The 16,452-nt window shown below is 58.7% G+C and carries 12 protein-coding genes and 1 pseudogene; 3 read left to right on the forward strand and 10 right to left on the reverse strand.

Translation table 11 applies throughout. The annotated features are described in order from the left end of the window. Positions 1 to 33: 33 nt before the first annotated feature. The 6 genes from ACVIHF_RS04135 to ACVIHF_RS04160 all read right to left on the reverse strand — a co-directional run bounded on the left by ACVIHF_RS04135 (position 34) and on the right by ACVIHF_RS04160 (position 6,248). Positions 34 to 1,971, reverse strand: a complete 1,938-nt coding sequence (locus ACVIHF_RS04135; protein WP_456791727.1) for a DUF3732 domain-containing protein — start codon at positions 1,969 to 1,971, stop codon at positions 34 to 36. Then, on the reverse strand, positions 1,968 to 2,453 hold the full coding sequence (locus ACVIHF_RS04140) for a three component ABC system middle component (protein ID WP_456791728.1): 486 nt from the start codon (positions 2,451 to 2,453) through the stop codon (positions 1,968 to 1,970). The genes ACVIHF_RS04135 and ACVIHF_RS04140 overlap by 4 nt, the downstream gene beginning before the upstream one ends. Then, positions 2,450 to 3,661, reverse strand: coding sequence for an ABC-three component system protein (locus ACVIHF_RS04145; protein ID WP_456791729.1), 1,212 nt, complete (start codon positions 3,659 to 3,661; stop codon positions 2,450 to 2,452). The genes ACVIHF_RS04140 and ACVIHF_RS04145 overlap by 4 nt, the downstream gene beginning before the upstream one ends. 169 nt (positions 3,662 to 3,830) lie before the next feature. Next, positions 3,831 to 4,232 carry a hypothetical protein gene (locus ACVIHF_RS04150; RefSeq protein ID WP_310881321.1) on the reverse strand — a complete coding sequence of 134 codons (402 nt, stop codon included), beginning with the start codon at positions 4,230 to 4,232 and terminating at the stop codon, positions 3,831 to 3,833. 162 nt (positions 4,233 to 4,394) lie between these two features. Further along, a complete protein-coding gene (locus ACVIHF_RS04155) occupies positions 4,395 to 5,123 on the reverse strand; it encodes a restriction endonuclease (protein ID WP_456791730.1) in 729 nt (242 codons plus the stop codon). 6 nt (positions 5,124 to 5,129) lie between these two features. Further along, on the reverse strand, positions 5,130 to 6,248 hold the full coding sequence (locus tag ACVIHF_RS04160) for a Fic family protein (RefSeq protein WP_310885087.1): 1,119 nt from the start codon (positions 6,246 to 6,248) through the stop codon (positions 5,130 to 5,132). Between the two features lie 409 nt (positions 6,249 to 6,657). On the opposite strand from ACVIHF_RS04160, the gene ACVIHF_RS04165 reads away from it, so the two are divergent. Next, entirely contained in the window at positions 6,658 to 8,958 is a 2,301-nt protein-coding gene (locus tag ACVIHF_RS04165; RefSeq protein WP_456791731.1) for an AAA family ATPase, read from the forward strand. Between the two features lie 82 nt (positions 8,959 to 9,040). Continuing rightward, positions 9,041 to 10,951 carry a UvrD-helicase domain-containing protein gene (locus ACVIHF_RS04170; protein ID WP_456791732.1) on the forward strand — a complete coding sequence of 637 codons (1,911 nt, stop codon included), beginning with the start codon at positions 9,041 to 9,043 and terminating at the stop codon, positions 10,949 to 10,951. A 34-nt stretch (positions 10,952 to 10,985) separates the two neighbouring features. On the opposite strand, the gene ACVIHF_RS04175 is transcribed toward ACVIHF_RS04170, so the two are convergent. The 3 genes from ACVIHF_RS04175 to ACVIHF_RS04185 form a co-directional block, all read right to left on the reverse strand. Continuing rightward, complete coding sequence (locus tag ACVIHF_RS04175; protein ID WP_456791733.1) at positions 10,986 to 11,690, reverse strand: hypothetical protein; 705 nt, start codon at positions 11,688 to 11,690, stop codon at positions 10,986 to 10,988. 166 nt (positions 11,691 to 11,856) lie between these two features. After that, positions 11,857 to 12,711, reverse strand: a complete 855-nt coding sequence (locus ACVIHF_RS04180; protein ID WP_456791734.1) for a nodulate formation efficiency C protein — start codon at positions 12,709 to 12,711, stop codon at positions 11,857 to 11,859. Positions 12,712 to 13,454: 743 nt separating this feature from the next. Beyond that, the gene (locus tag ACVIHF_RS04185) at positions 13,455 to 13,601 is read right to left on the reverse strand and encodes a hypothetical protein (protein WP_160321790.1); all 147 of its coding nucleotides are present in this window, start codon (positions 13,599 to 13,601) and stop codon (positions 13,455 to 13,457) included. 488 nt (positions 13,602 to 14,089) lie between these two features. Here ACVIHF_RS04185 and ACVIHF_RS04190 point away from each other — a divergent pair. Next, positions 14,090 to 14,263 (forward strand): annotated as a pseudogene (locus tag ACVIHF_RS04190) (hypothetical protein); the annotation flags it as partial. Positions 14,264 to 14,947: 684 nt separating this feature from the next. On the opposite strand, the gene hemN reads toward ACVIHF_RS04190, so the two are convergent. Beyond that, entirely contained in the window at positions 14,948 to 16,300 is a 1,353-nt protein-coding gene (gene hemN, locus ACVIHF_RS04195; protein WP_456791735.1) for an oxygen-independent coproporphyrinogen III oxidase, read from the reverse strand. Positions 16,301 to 16,452 lie beyond the last annotated feature (152 nt).

Here is a 16,452-nt window from a genome sequence, read left to right on the forward strand (position 1 = left end):
TGCTGGGTCCTCATATCGTCCGAGTCGAACCGACTAGTTCCGAAGAGGCCAGTCAGACGGAATGAGCTTCACTCCCGACGCCTTCGTCCATCGGCCCTTCACGGCCGCGACGTATTCCGGATCTTCCTCAATGTAGGCGTGTTCGATGAGGATGACCTGAAGCCCCGCTTGGCGTGCAGTCTCGTCGAACAGAAACCGCACGATCTGCTGCATCGCCACCTGATCGTCGTCCTTTTCCATCTCTCGCAGCCGCTTTTCGTCGCCACCCTTGGGATAGTAGGGGCGGCTGATCTGGTCGATGACCAGAAGGCCGGGCACGGGCGCCTTGATAGTCTCGAAAAGCTTCTGGAGCGAAAAGGCGAGGGCGAGATGGATCGCCAGGTAATTCTGGTCGGAGCCGATTTCGGCCATCGCGAGGACCGCTCGACGAGACGGCTCGACCAACGAAAGGTTCGGGGCGGACGAGAACACGACGCGAGAGCCCGTCGCCGGCACTTCTGTCGGAAGGTCAACAAGCATTTCGGTCGCGAAGGCGCTGACCATGTTTTCCGCGTCGCGAAGACGCTCCCTGCGCGCCTGCGGATCGACCTGATCCCTGAGGTGCTCGATCCTGGATACAAGCGACGTCGTATCCGTCGAAGCCGTCTGGAAGTCTTTTGCCGTTGTCTCAAGGAACTGATCGATGCGACCTACGACCCTAGCCCTTTCCTGAAGGAGCGACCCGGTCTTCACCGACTCTTCCTCCACCCGGACGAGCCCGGCGAGCTGAGCCTCGACCTCCTTCAGGCGGCTGTATTTGGATCCAATCAAATTCTCGATGTGTCCGGAATGATCGTCGAGACGAGGGCGCATCCCATCGACCGCAAGAACTTCATTTGCAACAATGCTCAAAGAATTACGGATCTGCTCGGCCATCGCCTGGCCCACGCTGTTCTGTGCATCGCACACGGGACATCGTCCGTCGTCGAGCTTGAGGTGCTCAACCAGCCTCAGCTTGTGAGACTGCCCGGACACCGCCGTTTCGTAGCCCGTCGCCTCGCGGATGGTCTGCTTGATCATCTGCCGCTTCGCTCTCAGCGTCTGCAATTCGGAAACAAGCCCGCGCCGCTCATCTTCCATTACCGCGCGAGCCTCGGAGTCCCTCGTGTCGGTTGAGGCGACTCCGCTACTCGCGATGCCGGCGAGCTGGTCGAGGAGGAGTTTGTCGGATGCATCGGGCGAGGGCAGTTCGGCGACTAGGCCGACACCTTGCGCCTGGGTCAGCAGCGCCATCGAGCGCTGCGTCAAAAGACTCTGGCTCCGCTCCTGCGCACTGGCCTCCCGTTCGATCTTCGCCAGCGCGGCTTCGAGCTGCCGGAGCGTCCGGGCGGCAAGAACGCTCGCCTGATCGACAGCGCCGAGGAAATAGGGGATCGTTGCCTTGATGTCCCGTGCCTTTTCTGGACGGTCAAGATCGTGCAGCAAGGTCTCCCTGCTAATGATGACGTCTCCTGACAGGAAGAGATAGGGCGGTATGTCACGGATGGTCGCGCGGCCCTTCTCGGCCTTGGCGGCGACGGCTGGGTTGTCCGTGTCTTGAATGCCGAACGTCTTTTCGATCAGCGCGCGCGCGGTGTCGCGGTTGGTCGGTCCCTCGAGTGCTTCGGACGTATCCGGAAGCTTGAGGTTCCGGCCTGACCGTACATACATCTGATTGGTGCCGCTTCCGGCCTTCGGAATCTTTCTGCCGACAATGAGGTCGCTGTCCCCCTGTGTCCAGTGTACGGCGACTGCCTCGGCGTGATTGCGCACGAAGAAGGGTAGCTTGCAGTCGCTTGAACCAAGGCAATAGTCGATTGCGTCGATGATCGCGGACTTGCCCGTTCCTGATGCTCCCGTGATCACGTTGACCTTGTCGGTGTCGAATTCGAGAGTCCTGCGTCTGCCACCGTTGCCGTAGAATGCAATTTCACGAACGTTCCAACGGTTCACGGCGTCACTCCGAATGCTGAAAAAATTGTTCCCGCCGATCCCGCCTTACCCATCCAGGTGCCGAGGCGTTCTGCCCGCTTGACCGCACGCTTCGGATTCTCGGGGAGATTGGCAACCGCTGCTGCCGACGGTCGCCTGACGCCGAGGCCGATCGTCCCATCCGCGCCAAGCGACAGCGCTCTTGCGCCAAGTCCGAACCGTACCGCGGCGGAGACGATGTCCTTCGAGGCGTCGAGCCGGGCGCCCAGATCCAGACGAACATCGGGATAGCGGTTGAGCCATGACAAGAGGCCGGTGGTAGCGGCCGTCTCCTCGAAGGACGTTTCCAGATCGTCGGACAGTGCGAGGGGCAGGGCAAGGTACGCAAGGGCGAGCTCTGGCGACCTTCCCGAAGCTGCGTCGTATTTCCGACAGAAGCCGACGAGAATGAACGTGCCAAAGGCAGGGTTTGTCTCCGCGAAGAGATCATAGGCAATGTTCATTTCTTGAAACCTAGAAGCGCGAAATAATCAGGATGCCAACCCACTCGACCGTCGATCGAAAGGACATGATAAGTGCCTCTGACATAACTTGGCGCCGTGACGCTCGACGTGAGGTATTCGATCTTTTCCGGTGCCTCGTAGAAGCTCCACCTTAGTAGTTCGCGTCCCTTAGTCTTTTTCACTTCGTCGGATTGTCCGCCGCATTCTTCGCACATGTCAGCATGCTTGTAGGACCACTCCTCGGCCAGGCGGTTGTCGTACTTGGAGATCCTCTCCTGCCAGGTCGGGTTTTCGGTGGACCACCGCGACCGCGATTGACGAGCGCGCCATTCGTTAGTGACAGCCCGCTGAAGCCACGCCTCGGTGCCGCCTACTAGGCTAATTTGATGCTCGACCATCGGATGCGACCGATAGGTGTCTGGGGGAAGTTCCGCGGCAAAGTAGTCCACGAGGTTGTCGTGTTCGATGTCGGCGACGATCTCCATATGTCGCTTCACGAGTTCGAAGCGATGGATAGCCTTGTCGCGCTTCCCACAGTGCGCATAAAGGATCTGACGATTCCACCATTCCACCATGAGCGCCGCCACATGGGGCTGATCCTTCGCGAGCACGGACGTCAGCCTTTTCGCGAGTTCGTCCTCGATGTGCCGGATGTTCTGTTGGCCGGGCTTCAATCGAACCCTGGACAGCATTTCGGCCTGCAGGTCACCGGAAAGTTTGAGAAATGCTTCGCAACCCGGAGCCCGCTTTGCATGGGGAAGCGGCTTGATCCCTTTCGCTTCCGCATCCGCCCTTTCCTGAATGACGCGTTGTGCTTCTTCTTGGAGAGCGATCAGAAGCTTGTCTCGATTTTCAGTCTCGTCGAGAAGGACTTTGAGTGGAGATGTCGGGGATATGTCTGCCACAGTGACGAGATGTAGCGACGTCTTGGACAGGTCCAGGTCCGGGAGCACGTCGATCCAGGCCTTGAATGTCTTCCACACGTTGACGCTCGCCACGGTAATCGCGTCCGGCTTCGTCGAAAGCGAATGCTTGAGCTGCTCGAGGATCGTTTGGCCGTTAGCCTCGAGAACGACGTCATCAAGCGTCTCAAGATAGATCACCGCTTCGAAGCTCGTTTCGTTCCAAAGCCTCAGGAGAGCGTACTGGGCCTGATAGAGAAACCCCAGTGCTGAGGCGTCGGCGCTGTGAGCATTCGTACTGTCCAATTTCGGCCTCTTGGATGTGAAACTGCAGTCGGCTGTGTAAGCAAGTTATACTTGTGATTCCATGGTTGCGCAGGCCCAGCTTGCATACCTTCCACCACAATCAGCCGGCTAATCAGGGCCTAAATGTCCATCGTCGCGTAGCTGGCAACGATGAGGTCATCGATCGTAATCATTGCTTGGTAGCTGTATCTGCGCGTTTTTGCGCGGCCTGAGCCTTTCGGAAAGCTGCAACCCGTTTGATGATCGCAAGAAGTTCTTCAACATTATTTGTCGTCGGCTGGAGTGCGAACAGCGGACATCCATTATTCTTGTCGACCGGAAATCCGACAACGCAGGGCGCGTCGAGCCGTTCGAGGCGCAGGTGGCGTTTGGATGCTTCATCGGTCTCGTCTTCAACTTTCGTGGAATCCAGCCGCAGCCAATAGCTTTCAACCTCATCCTTGTCTTCTGTCAGGGTTTGACGGTCCAGCGCCATCAGTCTTCTACAGTCAGAGCTGCAAATATCCTGCGTCTCCGAAAGCAGTTGATCGGCGATCGGCATCAGAAGGAATTCGCGCACGTGTTCTGGCATTTCTTCCTTCCTGCCGCGGTAGATCGAGTCATCGATTAGCCGGGCTACCTTTTTCGGCAGGCAAAACATCGATCGCGCATAGAATGAGATATGCGAGAGCCCTAGTCATCGGCGTTTGACAGACGCCGGCCTTCGAGCCTCGCATCAACAAGTAAGAGACGTTCACGAGCCCGATTTGCGGGACCTCAAGAAGAGAGCGTGCAACAAGAATTGCTCCCCACGGCCGGCGGGTAATGTCGCCATTGGCAAATTCATTGACCGTCGCCGCGAATACGCCCATTGCCAAGGTTCGATGTCGTCGCGGTTTTTCCAGAGATCGGAGAGGGTGCGCTCGGTGACAAATTCGATCTTGTTCCAGAAGCGCGACTCCATGGCTTGAAACCGGCCTTGAAGGCTGAGCGCCTGGGAGAACAGGCGCAGAACGACTTCCGGATGCCGACTCAACAGCCGTTCCAGATGAGCGCCGTCCCACAACCTGACGACCGGGCGAGGGTACTTCTTTTGCCACTCCTTCACCCAATCGATCGTGGGATTGGAGAATCGGGTAATCGTCGCGACGACGATGCAATCGAGCTTGTCTTTCGCCTGAGCGTTGACAACGGCGTTCTTAACCTCGTTGGCATCAACTGTGCCGGTTCTGCCCTTGCATTCAATCCACCACACCTGCGGCTCGATACTGTCGTCGGCGGCCGCCGGCGTGTAGAAATGGGCCTCAAGGTCTCGGCCGCCGTCGGCGGCGCCGCCGCTGCTGCCGCCTGTGCGCCACTCAAGATCTTTGGCACCCATCGCGTCCATAAGCCAATATAGGCACTCCTCAAGGTCCTTCCCCTTCAATTCCGAGAAGGGAATTGAAGCGGGCAACACCCATTCCTTGAGGTTCTCATCGGCCATGGCGCCTCATGTGTCGCTCGTCGCGGCGAGCGAATAGGTCGTGCTGCGACCGCCGCCGGCATCCTTTTTCAGAACACCGCGTTCGACCAGATCGGTGATGTCACGCAAGGCCGTGTCGGCAGAACATTTCTCGATCTTCGCCCATTTCGACGTATTCAGTTTGCCATAGAAGCCGTCGAACAGGCGATTGATCATGTCCCGCTGGCGTTCGTTGAAGTCGCCGAACGAATGCGCCTCCCAGAATTTCGCCTTCTTCAACACCGTCGCGAGCGTCTCCTCGGCGCCACCGAAGGCACGGTCGAGGCAGCCGAGAAACCATTGCACCCAAGGCGTGACATCGCCGTTATCCTGCTTCTGCGTCGCCTCCAGCGTGTCGTAATACGCGTTCCGCTCTTTTCGGATTTGCGAAGACATGCTGTAGAAGCGCTGCGAACTTTTCTCTGATCGGGCGAGCGACATGTCGGCTATCGCGCGCGCGATACGGCCGTTACCGTCGTCGAAAGGATGGATGGTGACGAACCAAAGATGCGCAAGCGCAGCTTTGAGTACTGGGTCGATGTCGCTATCCGCGTTGTACCATTCAAGAAACGCTTTCATTTCTTGTTCAAGGCGAGTCGCTTCTGGGGCCTCATAATGCACGCGCTCCTTGCCGACGCGACCCGAGACGACCTGCATGGGTCCCGATTTATCGCTACGCCACGCTCCCACGGTGATTTTATGCATGCCGCTGTAGCCGGTTGGAAACAGTGCTGCATGCCATCCGAACAGGCGTTCAGCCGTGAGCGGCTTGTCGAAATTCTGCGTGGCGTCGAGCATCATTTCCACGACACCTTCGACATCGCGGTCGGCCGGCGTTAGCGCCCCGATGTCCATGCCGAGGCGGCGGGCGATTGAGGACCTGACCTGATCGGCGTCGAGGATTTCACCCTCGATCTCGCTCGACTTGAGCACGTCTTGGGTGAGGGTCTGGAGCATGGCCTCATCACGGAGCGGAAAGCCGAGGCCCTCCATGCGTCCAATCAAGCGCCCTTGGCGATGGCGCACGAAGGCGAGTTCCTGCGTTAGCGCCTTGGAATCCCAGATGAAATTCGGCCATTCCGGCCGCTGATGGTAGTACGTAGCCATAATCACCGCATCTCCTGCGGTGATTATGGCTTACATTCGCCGCAGACACAAGGTTATTCACCGCACTTTGTGCGGCGAATAGGCGGGCTATTCACCGCAAGCTTCCCCGGTAGGAGTGGGATTGCGGCCGCGTCCCTCTATGGCGGATTGCCGAAGTGCATCGTGCTTGACGACGTGACGTCAAGCTTCGATCAGGCCATCAGAATTTCTTGGTGGAGGTGCTGAGAACGAGAACGACATTTGCCCGGCCGGCCAACGCTGGCGGGCTGCAAGTCATCTTGCTTAATCTATGGGGGCAGCACGAGAGATTCGGGTCAACGACTGCCGCTATCAATGAAGCAAAAATATATCGTCGAAAACAACGTGCGGATGATGTTACCGCAGATCGGAGTGGGGAAGGTCGCTGGCAGTGCATATTGAATTCTTGGAAATCGCCAATTTCAGAAAGCTATTATCAACGCGCGTTGACCTTTCGACCACAACCACATTGTTCGTCGGAGCGAATAACAGCGGCAAGACATCAGCCATGCTTGCGCTACGCCGATTCCTATCGCCGCGCCGCTGCCCATTCGAGATGCACGATTTCACTCTATGCCATTGGCCTACGATTATTGCGTTGGGCGAAAGCTGGATAGCTGCGCGCAATGCGGAGGAGGTCGTCGACTTAGCGGTTGATCCGTGGGTCGGTTCGTTGCCTACCCTGGACCTATGGCTGCATGTCGAGACGGGCGAGATGCACCATGTCCGTGATCTTATCCCGACCTTGGACTGGGCGGGGGGAAGGCTTGGCGTTCGGCTGCGCTATGAGCCAAAGGACCTTGCGCTCCTATACAAGGAGTACGTGGGCGCCGTGAGCGACGCCGAGACGATGAGGACAGCAGCGATTGCGGCCGCTGCTGCGGAGAATCCTGGCACTGATCCGTCGGCTACACCGCCCAAGCTGACGATCTGGCCGGAGAATCTGGTCGATTTTCTTAGCAAGCGTCTGTCGGCGCATTTCATCGTACGGGCCTATTCGTTGGATCCGGGTCAACTCGTCGCGCCCGCCAAGTCGCTGGCTCGGCCGCAGGCTCTGCCGGTCGGATCTCGGCCGATCGACGGTGATCCGTTGAGCGGGCTGATCCGCGTTCACGACATACCGGCACAACGGGGATTCGGTGAGGAGCAGCAGGCTCCAGAGGATGACGATGCTCCTGCGGCGGCAGCCGGCAGCCGACTGTCCGACCAGCTAAGAAGCTACTACGGAAAACACCTCGATCCGACGAAGGGCCCTGATCCGAAGGACCTCGGCGCGTTGCAAGCGATTGAAGCCGCGCAAGACGCATTCGATAAGCGGCTGACCGAGAGCTTCAAGGCAGCGTTCACCGAGGTCGAGGGGATGGGATACCCTGGCGTGACCGATCCGCGCCCGCGTGTTTCGACACGCTTGAAAGCTATCGACGGTCTCAACCACAATGCGGCGATCAGCTTCGAGGTGGATGTCATTGCCGAGGACGGCGCGACGACGCCTGTGTTGCGCCTGCCCGAGGCAAATAACGGCCTCGGCTATCAAAACCTGATCTCGATGATATTCCGATTGATGAGCTTTCGCGACGCCTGGATGCGTGTCGGGAAGGCGTCAACCGGTATGACGGTGACTACGACCGAACCTCTCCATCTCGTCTTGGTCGAAGAACCGGAAGCGCATTTGCACGCGCAAGTCCAGCAAGTTTTCATCAAGAAAGCTTATGCGGTGTTGCGTGCGCACGAGGACCTCGGAGACAGCCAAAAGCTGCGCACTCAATTGGTGGTGAGCACCCACTCGAGTCACGTCGCGCATGAGACGCCCTTCTCGTGCTTGCGCTATTTCCGGCGGCTGCCTGCGGGAATGGCGGCGAAAGTGCCAGTCTCCAGCGTCGTCAATCTGTCGGAGGTTTTTGGTCCGGGTAGCGAGACCGAGCGTTTCGTGACCCGATATCTTCGGGCCCAGCATGCCGATCTGTTCTTCGCCGACGCGGCCATTTTGGTGGAGGGGCCGGCGGAACGGATGCTCGTCCCGAATTTCATCCGAGCGCACTACGACGAGCTCAACCAGTGCTACATCACCTTGCTTGAGATCGGGGGAAGCCACGCGCATCGTCTCAAACCCTTGATCGATCACCTGGGTTTGCTGACCCTGATCGTCACTGACTTGGATACGCTGGATGGAACGGGCGGCGCCTCCGTCCAACCCGCGAAGGGCGCTGGCCAGAAAACTAATAACGCGACGCTGAAGACATGGGTGCCGAAGCTCGACGATGTAGATGAGCTCATGCGAGCTGATGGCGGGAAGAAGATGCTGCACGAGGACGGGGACCCGCTATTCGCTGTGCGGGCCGCGTATCAGACACCGTTGGGTGTCACGTCGCCGGGTATCGTGGGGCCGGAGGTCGCATATCCGTATACGTTTGAGGATGCGCTAGCGTTCGAGAATCTCAGCTTTTTCTCCGAACTGGATGGCACCGGACTGGTCCGCAAGTTTCGCGATGCGATCACGAATGGCGGTGGGGCGGCCGCGATCGGCGAGCGAATGTACCTCGCCCTCAAGAACGGCAAGAAGGCCGAGTTTGCGCTTGACGTAATGGAGGTCGAGAATTTGACACGATCATCGTGCCGCGCTACATCGCCGAGGGGCTTGAGTGGCTGCTCGCACAGCTCAAGAAAAAGCAGGTCGAGGTTCTGCCTCAGGTGAAGGAGGCGCCGCCCCAGGTGGAGGTCGAGGTTAGCCTCCCGGTCGAAGAGGATGTCGTCGCCGAAATCGAAGAGGCCAACGCATGAGCGTGGTTGACGACAAATTTGATTCCGAAGCAGATGAAGCGATACTCGCCTGCCTGAACATTGAGAAGCCCAGGAGCTTCTTTCTCTACGCTGGCGCCGGATCGGGCAAGACGCGGTCGCTCGTCGAAGCTATCCGAACGGTATGTAAGGAGCAGGGCCGGCGGCTGTCGCTATCCGGTCAGAAGATCGGGGTGATCACCTACACCAATGCCGCCTGCGACGAGATCAAACAGCGGCTCGAGTTCGATCCTCGCGTGGAGGTGTCGACCATTCACGCATTCGCGTGGTCGCTGATTGCCGGCTATGACGGAGATATCCGGGGGTGGCTGTCGACCAGGCTCCTTGAGGATATTGCCGAACTGGAAGAAGCGCAGGCGAAGGGGCGGGCAAACAGCAAAGCCGCGTCGGATCGCGCCCGCTCGATAGAAAGCAAGCGGCGTCGGCGCGCGAACCTCTCCGGAATTTCGCGTTTCGTTTACAGCCCCACCGGCGATAACCGTACGCGGGACTCTCTTAGCCACGCAGAGGTCATCGCCATGACCGTCGATTTTCTCAGCGCAAAGCCTGGTTTGCGCCGGCTCTTGGTGACCCGATTCCCAATCCTGCTTATAGACGAGAGCCAGGATACAAGCCGGAGGCTCATGGACGCGCTGCTCGATGTCGAGGCGGGATATCGCGAAGCATTTTGCCTGGGACTTTTCGGCGACACGATGCAGCGTATCTACGCGGACGGTAAGGAGCGTTTGGCCGAGGCGATTCCAGAGGCCTGGGCCAAGCCGAGAAAGCGGATGAACCATCGTTGCCCCACGCGGGTCGTCACGCTCATCAACAAAATCAGGCGAGATGAGGATGGAGAGGAACAGCAGCCGCGCAGCGATGCTGACGAGGGCGTTGTTCGGCTGTTCGTCATCTCGCAGTCGATAGCCGACAAGAGCGCGGCGGAGGGCGCCGTAGCTGCAAGAATGGCGGAGATCACGGGCGACCCGAGTTGGGCGGAGGGAGCCGAAGCGATCAAAACGCTAGCGCTGGAGCACCTGATGTCCGCGCGCCGCTTTGGCTTCGAACAGTTCTTCGAGCCGCTCTACGCGGTCGAGCGTATCCGCACGAGCTTTTTGCAAGGGACAGGCGCGGGCATCGGCCTCTTCACCCGCGAGATAGTGCCGCTGGTCGTAGCCTTGCGCGCGGGAGATCGATTTGCCGTCGCCGCAGTCGTTCGGCGCACGTCGCCACTCCTCGAACGCAAAGCGCTTGAAGCTGCCGGCGAGAAGCAGGCTGAGATTCTCGGTAAGGTTAAGGTAGCCTGCGATGGCCTGTTGACCCTGGTGAACGCCGATGAGAAGCCGACGGCACGCACAGTCCTGCGCTATGTCGCCGAAACTAACCTCTTCACGATCCCCGAGGTGTTGGTCCCGTTTTCCGCTGCCGATGCCGTTGTCTCGGAAGGTGATGTTGACGCGTCAGCCGGTGACACCGCCGACCGGGAAGAGGAAGTCGATGCCAAAAGCGAGTTGGGTGGTTGGCGGTTGGCGCTGGAGGCGCCCTTCGACCAGATTGAGAAGTATGACCGCTATGTTCGCGGCGTATCGCAGTTCGACACGCACCAGGGGGTTAAGGGGCTGGAGTTTCCAAGGGTAATGGTTGTCGTCAGCGACGAAGAAGCGCGCGGCTTTATGTTCGCCTATGACAAGCTTTTCGGGGCGAAGGCGAAGAGTAAGACAGATCTTGAGAATGAAGCGGCCGGAAAGGAGACTGCCATCGATCGGACGAGGCGCCTGTTTTATGTGACCTGTAGCCGCGCCGAGCAGAGCCTCGCCGTTGTTTATTACGCTGCGGATCCGACGCTCGCGCGCGACGCGATGATCAGGCAGGACTGGTTCGGGGCCGATGAGATAGAACTGATCGCCTAGCTGCTTAAGTCCGCTGCGAGGGCCCGGCTCGACCCTAAGATTGCCCCTTCTTCCACACGCGATGCTGCTCACGCAGCGCGGCTTCAATCGCCGCGAGCCGTCCACCATAATCCAACTCGTTCTGGCTTTTGGCGGCCACCTCCACGGAAGCGATAACAAGGCGCCACGCGCCGTACTCATGAAATGGGTTAAGTCTAATGACGTTGCCAAGCGCGAGGTTGCTGGGTGCCGGCGCGGACAACAGCTTAGCGAAGGCTGTGATCGCGGCGTTCATATCCCAGTCTGAGACGAACAGCACCAGCGCGCATAAGGCAAGCAACGCAATCGGCGCGCCCTTCGCTCTAAAATATTCCGGCCGACCCTTGCCAAATTCGATGCCACCGTTGGCGGCGATGAAGACGCAAAGCGACATCGCGGCCTCGTAGTAGGGTTGGAGTACGGTGGTGTTGAACACCTCGCGCCCGTGGTTTTTCCGGGCGAGGTCGCTTGCCTGTCGCCACGTCGCGTCGTCGAATGGTATACCCTTGAGCAGATCAAACAGATGTAGGTTCTCTTCTGTGAATTGACTTTTCGCGGCGCCCTTCCAGTCAAAGGCCGGCATTTCCGCTTGGGATCGATGGAACTGCCAGCGCCGATAGTGGGGATGGCGCTGGAGCACACGCGCCCATGAAGTAGCCTCTAGCGGCATCGATATCGTGAAGCGGGTGGCGGACTTAAGGTCGAAAAACCACTGCCGCATGTCCCGGATACGACGTTGGTCGAATATGCCTTGCTCGATACCTTTGCATACGAGGAGCCGAACGGCTCTCGTTTCTGCACTCTTCCGGATGGCGTTTGACAGTCATCGCATCGATTTCTCGCGGAATGGGCCGCTTCCGAACGCGCCTGCTGCTAGTCCGGGGCACTCAGCGTGAAGGAGCTGAGCTGCGATCTCGCTCTATGGGATCATTGGCCGAGGCCTTTCGCGCCCTCTCTATTGCTTCCCGTTCACTTGGCTCTATGCGATCGAACCAAGAGCCTGGAGGAAAGGCGGCGATACGCTTGGCAAAAAAAGATCGAGGCTCCCAATCTTGTCCCTCGCTCTTCTCGAAAGTGATGACGCCATTGTGGGTAAAATAATGGGGCCCTGGGATCCTGCAGTTCACCAAAAGCAGAACGCGCCACAGATCACCCTTTTCAGTCGGCTTGTCATTCGGTTTCGACACGTAATCCACTGCAACCGGTTCAATGATATGGCAGCGACCGTGCCGCAGAAGATTGCCGAGCTTGCCTTGCGCGGTCGTCACGAAGTTGAAGTTGGCCGGATCATGCAGAAAGCGAAGATTTGGGTTCCTTTCGCCATCTGTGACTTCACTGGCGATCAACGAGAGCGCCAGCGCGCGCCAGCCCAATTCAATCGGCTTTGCATATGTCGACGCAAGTCTAATCGTCCCGTCGGTCGCGATCTTCCAAGTGATAGCGTACCGTTCGTCTGATTTATTGTCCGGGTGCCTGGTCCACGAAAAGTAAACATACTCCGTTCGGTCAACTCCTTCAGCGACTCCCCACGATCGAGGGACGAAGTGAGCCACCTTCGAGACTTGGGAGATGATTTGTTCTATAGTCTCACCATCTTGCGCTCGCCATGTCGACTTGACCCTTTCGACAAGCGCGTTCTCGTTGGCGCGTACATCGTTGCTCGTCGCCGCCAACCCGGCCAGGCAGATCAGCGGCCGACCGATACAGAACCAAAGCATGCGCCTTCTAGACATTTTGGTCATTGCTGCCGGCTCATCCACACGTCAAATTCTAAACCGGGACATCCTGAACGTGCTATGCGCGATCGCAAGAAGTTAGCGGCAACGTGACGCGGGCGCCTGCTGATGTCCCGCGTGAGCAGGCGCCGTCCCTCGATGTCACGCGCCGCTAACTTCAGTGGTCAGCCAAAGCCTCAATTTGCAATGCTGGACCTGCCCAGGAGGAGAAGCCTGGACATGCCGATGACTTGCATTCTTCGTGCCAGGCAATAGCCGGCAATTCGTACGAGATTTGTGCCGTCTTTGTCGACTTCCCGACTTGCGCACGTTTTAATGTTACCATTCAACCCTATTCATCGCGACTTCCGTGATTGATTCCTGTCACGCGCTGGATCTTCGACAGCACGGGCGAATGCCTGCGACAGATTCCTGACGACAATTGGAAGCAGGTTTGCCGCCATCGAACCGTGTGGTTCGGGGCCGTTGCCGCTGCTGCGAAGGTCGAAGGCGCCTCAGCCGGGTTGTGCTTGGCACTTTGCGGCCAACAACGAAGCGAAGCCGCTCTTCAGCGGCAAGCGATTTGGAATCGACGCTAAGGAAGGCTTCGAGCCGAGCAGACGGGGCGAGATACGGTGGCATTCGCCGCTCGCGCGATGGCGCGTTTTTGGCCCGTCGTCTATCTGTTCGTCGTCGCAAGCCAATAATGGAGGGAGCTGGGCTTCCCCGACAGTCGTGCCGACTGGCAAGAGCGGAAGCCCGAGGTCTTGCTAGCTTCGGCTTGAACCGCTCAACACTTTCGAGAGCATCTGCCTGACGGCCTGATTCATAAATGGTCTTGCGATCCAGCCGAACAGGCCGACCGTAAAGACAGCAGCAGCAAAGACGCCGAGAGCACTCCAAACAGCCATTTTCATTGCGGGCTTCTCTTTTCGTTGTGGTGATTCAATATGCTTGCTTTGGGCAGTATCGCCAAAAACATCCGCGTGACGCCTACCAGGACTGGCTGGTCCTAAAAAAATGTGCTCGCTGAGTATGCTGCTGGGCTTAGCGCGTATCTCGTGCGCCTATTCAACACTTATCCTTGGTTGTTGGTGGATAAGGCAGACGCATCGAAGCGTGCTCAATGAACCGTTCGATAGCCAGATTGCATGAAGAGCGTCCTGCCCGGCGCCGTGACCTTTATCGCGCAGGCTTGCTTCGTCTCTTCCAAGAGTCGACGCGCGGCTCGACGCCAACGCGCCTCCTTAGATGGTCATGCCAATATCTATGATTGGCCGAGATGAAGGAACTGGCCGCCGATGCGTTAGCCTCTTTTGCACCGCCTCAAGGAGTTGTTCTTGCGATCGAGGTGCGCGACCGCTCAGGCGCGCCTGTCGCCGGAATGAATTTCATGGCCCGGCTCGAGCACCCGGAACTCATGGCGTTCGCTCGGAAGCAGCTGCGGAGTTCGCAACTCTGGGGCAATCCGGACTGCGACCTGAAGACGCGCAAATGGGAGGAGGTTCGCCCGGCGCTGGTCAACATGGTCGCTGCTGCCCGCGAACCGCGCGTTGCATCCGCTCCCGTCGACCGTTGATCCTGGACCTGGTGTCTCTCGTCGAGAAGGCGATCGCTTGTAGGCGTTTGCGTCGTAAGGCGCCTTGGAGAATAAAAAAAGGCCCGGCCGCCTTGAGCGGCCGGGCGGAGTGTGTCCGGGAGGAGCGACGCTGCTATGCATCGCGCCGGCTTCCATCGGCAGAGGGAGGACAGCCGATGGCTCGATCACGGCGAGGACATCCGCCGAGAATCTGACCGCAGTTAAAGCACAAGCTCAACGTAGCTCAATTGTGCCGTGGTATGCGGCCGATATAGCGTGGGATAAGAAATCGACACGAAGGTTTGCCGCTGATGCGTACTTCCGCTACGTGTTGCCGAGTCCAGCAGCGTGGGCGGGGAGGTCGTGGCATGGACGGGCACCAAGCGCAAGCTGGTGCGCTTTCCTGCCGGGAAAAGATGTGCTCGATCGACGCGACTATACGAAAATGCCGACAGCAAAGTCTTATAGTCGTGACCTTGCTGTTGATTTTGACCCTGCTTCCAGCACTCATGGATTCCACTCGACAGCCGAGTGTCGGTTCCAAGCTCTGTTTGAGATGCGCGGCTCGACGCGGGGGAGCGAACGGGATGCCAACCGGCGCGCTCTTCAGCGCCGCAATTGGTCGTTATCCAAAGCCAGTCGGGTGTCGAACTCCCATCTGAAACGCTCGGTTCTGCTCAGTCGTTAGACCGCCTGACTATGTATAGCTTTGGACCGAGGAAGGTGAGCGTCGAAAGCCGATGCGACGCTCCGGGCCAGGAACTCTGCGCCAGCGGCTACGGAAAGCTGACCATCCTCAATCGCCACGACGCCATCGGCGATAAGGCTGTCGAGCCGGTGACGATCGACGACAGCCGACCTCGGATCCCGGCCGTAACGACGCGATGTCTCGGAAAGATCGACAGCCAGGTCGCACATGATCCGCTCGATGATCTCGCCATGGAAACGATCGTCATCGGTCAGCAAATATCCCTTCGCGGTGGCGAGCCGATCCTCGGCCATGCGAGCGAGGTACTGCTTTGTCGAGACAGCGTTCGCGACGAACCCCTGTTGCATACGGCCGATCGCGCTGGCGCCCAGACCAATGAGGGCGTCCGCGCTATCGTCGGTATAGCCCTGGAAGTTGCGCCTTAACCTGCCTTCCCGCCTCGCTAGGACTAGATTGTCGTCCGGCAGGGCGAAGTGATCGATGCCGACGCGTACGTATCCCGCATCAACCAAAGTCTTGGCGATGGTTTCGGATTGGTGGTGGCGCGTGACGCTGTCGGGCATGGCTGACGCATCGATCTTGCGTTGATGCTTCTTGAACGAAGGAATGTGCGCGTAGCCAAAGACCGAAAACCGATTCGGATGAAGGTCGAGGCATTTGGCGACGGTGTCCAGGCACGAGGCGACCGTCTGCAGGGGCAGGCCATAGAGGAGGTCGAAATTGATCCGCTCGACGCCGGCGCGGCGTAACCGGTCGACCGAAGTCGCGGTCTGTCCGAAGCTCTGCAGACGATTGATGCCCTGCTGAACAACAGGATCGAAGCTCTGGATACCAAGGCTCGCCCGGCTGACCCCGCAATAACCCAGCGCCTCGGCCATCGGCTCGCTCAACATGCGTGGATCGATCTCGACGGCGATCTCGGCATCGGGCAGGACAGCGAAGCAATAGCGCAACGAACTGATCAGATCAGCAAACGTTTCAGGCGTCATGATCGTCGGGGTGCCGCCCCCGAAGTGGATATGAGAAATCGGTTGCCGTCGACCAACGGTTTCTGCAACGAGGTAAGCTTCAGTCCGCAGTCCCGCTGCATAAATCGCGATCGGTTCCTGGCGTTTCGTGACAGATGTGTGGCAGCCACAGTACCAGCACATGCTTCGACAGAACGGCACGTGCACGTAGATCGAGGCGGATTGCTGGGCGCCCAACGACTTGAGCCACGTTTGGTAGTCGGATTCGCAAACCAACATTGAGAAATGGGGCGCCGTCGGATAGCTGGTGTAGCGGGGCAGCCGGTGCTGCCCGTAGGATTTTGCCAAGTCCGGTCGCATTCGGATGCCTTTCTTTCTCTTCGGCCGATTACCGGACACGCCGCGGATAAGCTTTGCGCTGGCTCAAATATCCGCGCCGGGCCATCGTGGCCTTCAAGCCGAAATTGGTAGGGCATACCCGCAGCGCATGCATTGCACTTCGAAACGCGATG

Source organism: Bradyrhizobium sp. USDA 4506, from assembly GCF_054058795.1.

Excerpts from the sequence above, each read along its gene's own strand:
- ACVIHF_RS04160 (WP_310885087.1), bottom strand. The coding sequence starts at position 6,248 with ATGGCTACGTACTACCATCAGCGGCCGGAATGGCCGAATTTCATCTGG.
- ACVIHF_RS04185 (WP_160321790.1), bottom strand. The coding sequence starts at position 13,601 with ATGAAAATGGCTGTTTGGAGTGCTCTCGGCGTCTTTGCTGCTGCTGTC.
- ACVIHF_RS04150 (WP_310881321.1), bottom strand. The coding sequence starts at position 4,232 with ATGCCAGAACACGTGCGCGAATTCCTTCTGATGCCGATCGCCGATCAA.
- hemN (WP_456791735.1), bottom strand. The coding sequence starts at position 16,300 with ATGCGACCGGACTTGGCAAAATCCTACGGGCAGCACCGGCTGCCCCGC.
- ACVIHF_RS04140 (WP_456791728.1), bottom strand. The coding sequence starts at position 2,453 with ATGAACATTGCCTATGATCTCTTCGCGGAGACAAACCCTGCCTTTGGC.
- ACVIHF_RS04180 (WP_456791734.1), bottom strand. The coding sequence starts at position 12,711 with ATGACCAAAATGTCTAGAAGGCGCATGCTTTGGTTCTGTATCGGTCGG.
- ACVIHF_RS04175 (WP_456791733.1), bottom strand. The coding sequence starts at position 11,690 with ATGCGGCAGTGGTTTTTCGACCTTAAGTCCGCCACCCGCTTCACGATA.
- ACVIHF_RS04155 (WP_456791730.1), bottom strand. The coding sequence starts at position 5,123 with ATGGCCGATGAGAACCTCAAGGAATGGGTGTTGCCCGCTTCAATTCCC.
- ACVIHF_RS04170 (WP_456791732.1), top strand. The coding sequence starts at position 9,041 with ATGAGCGTGGTTGACGACAAATTTGATTCCGAAGCAGATGAAGCGATA.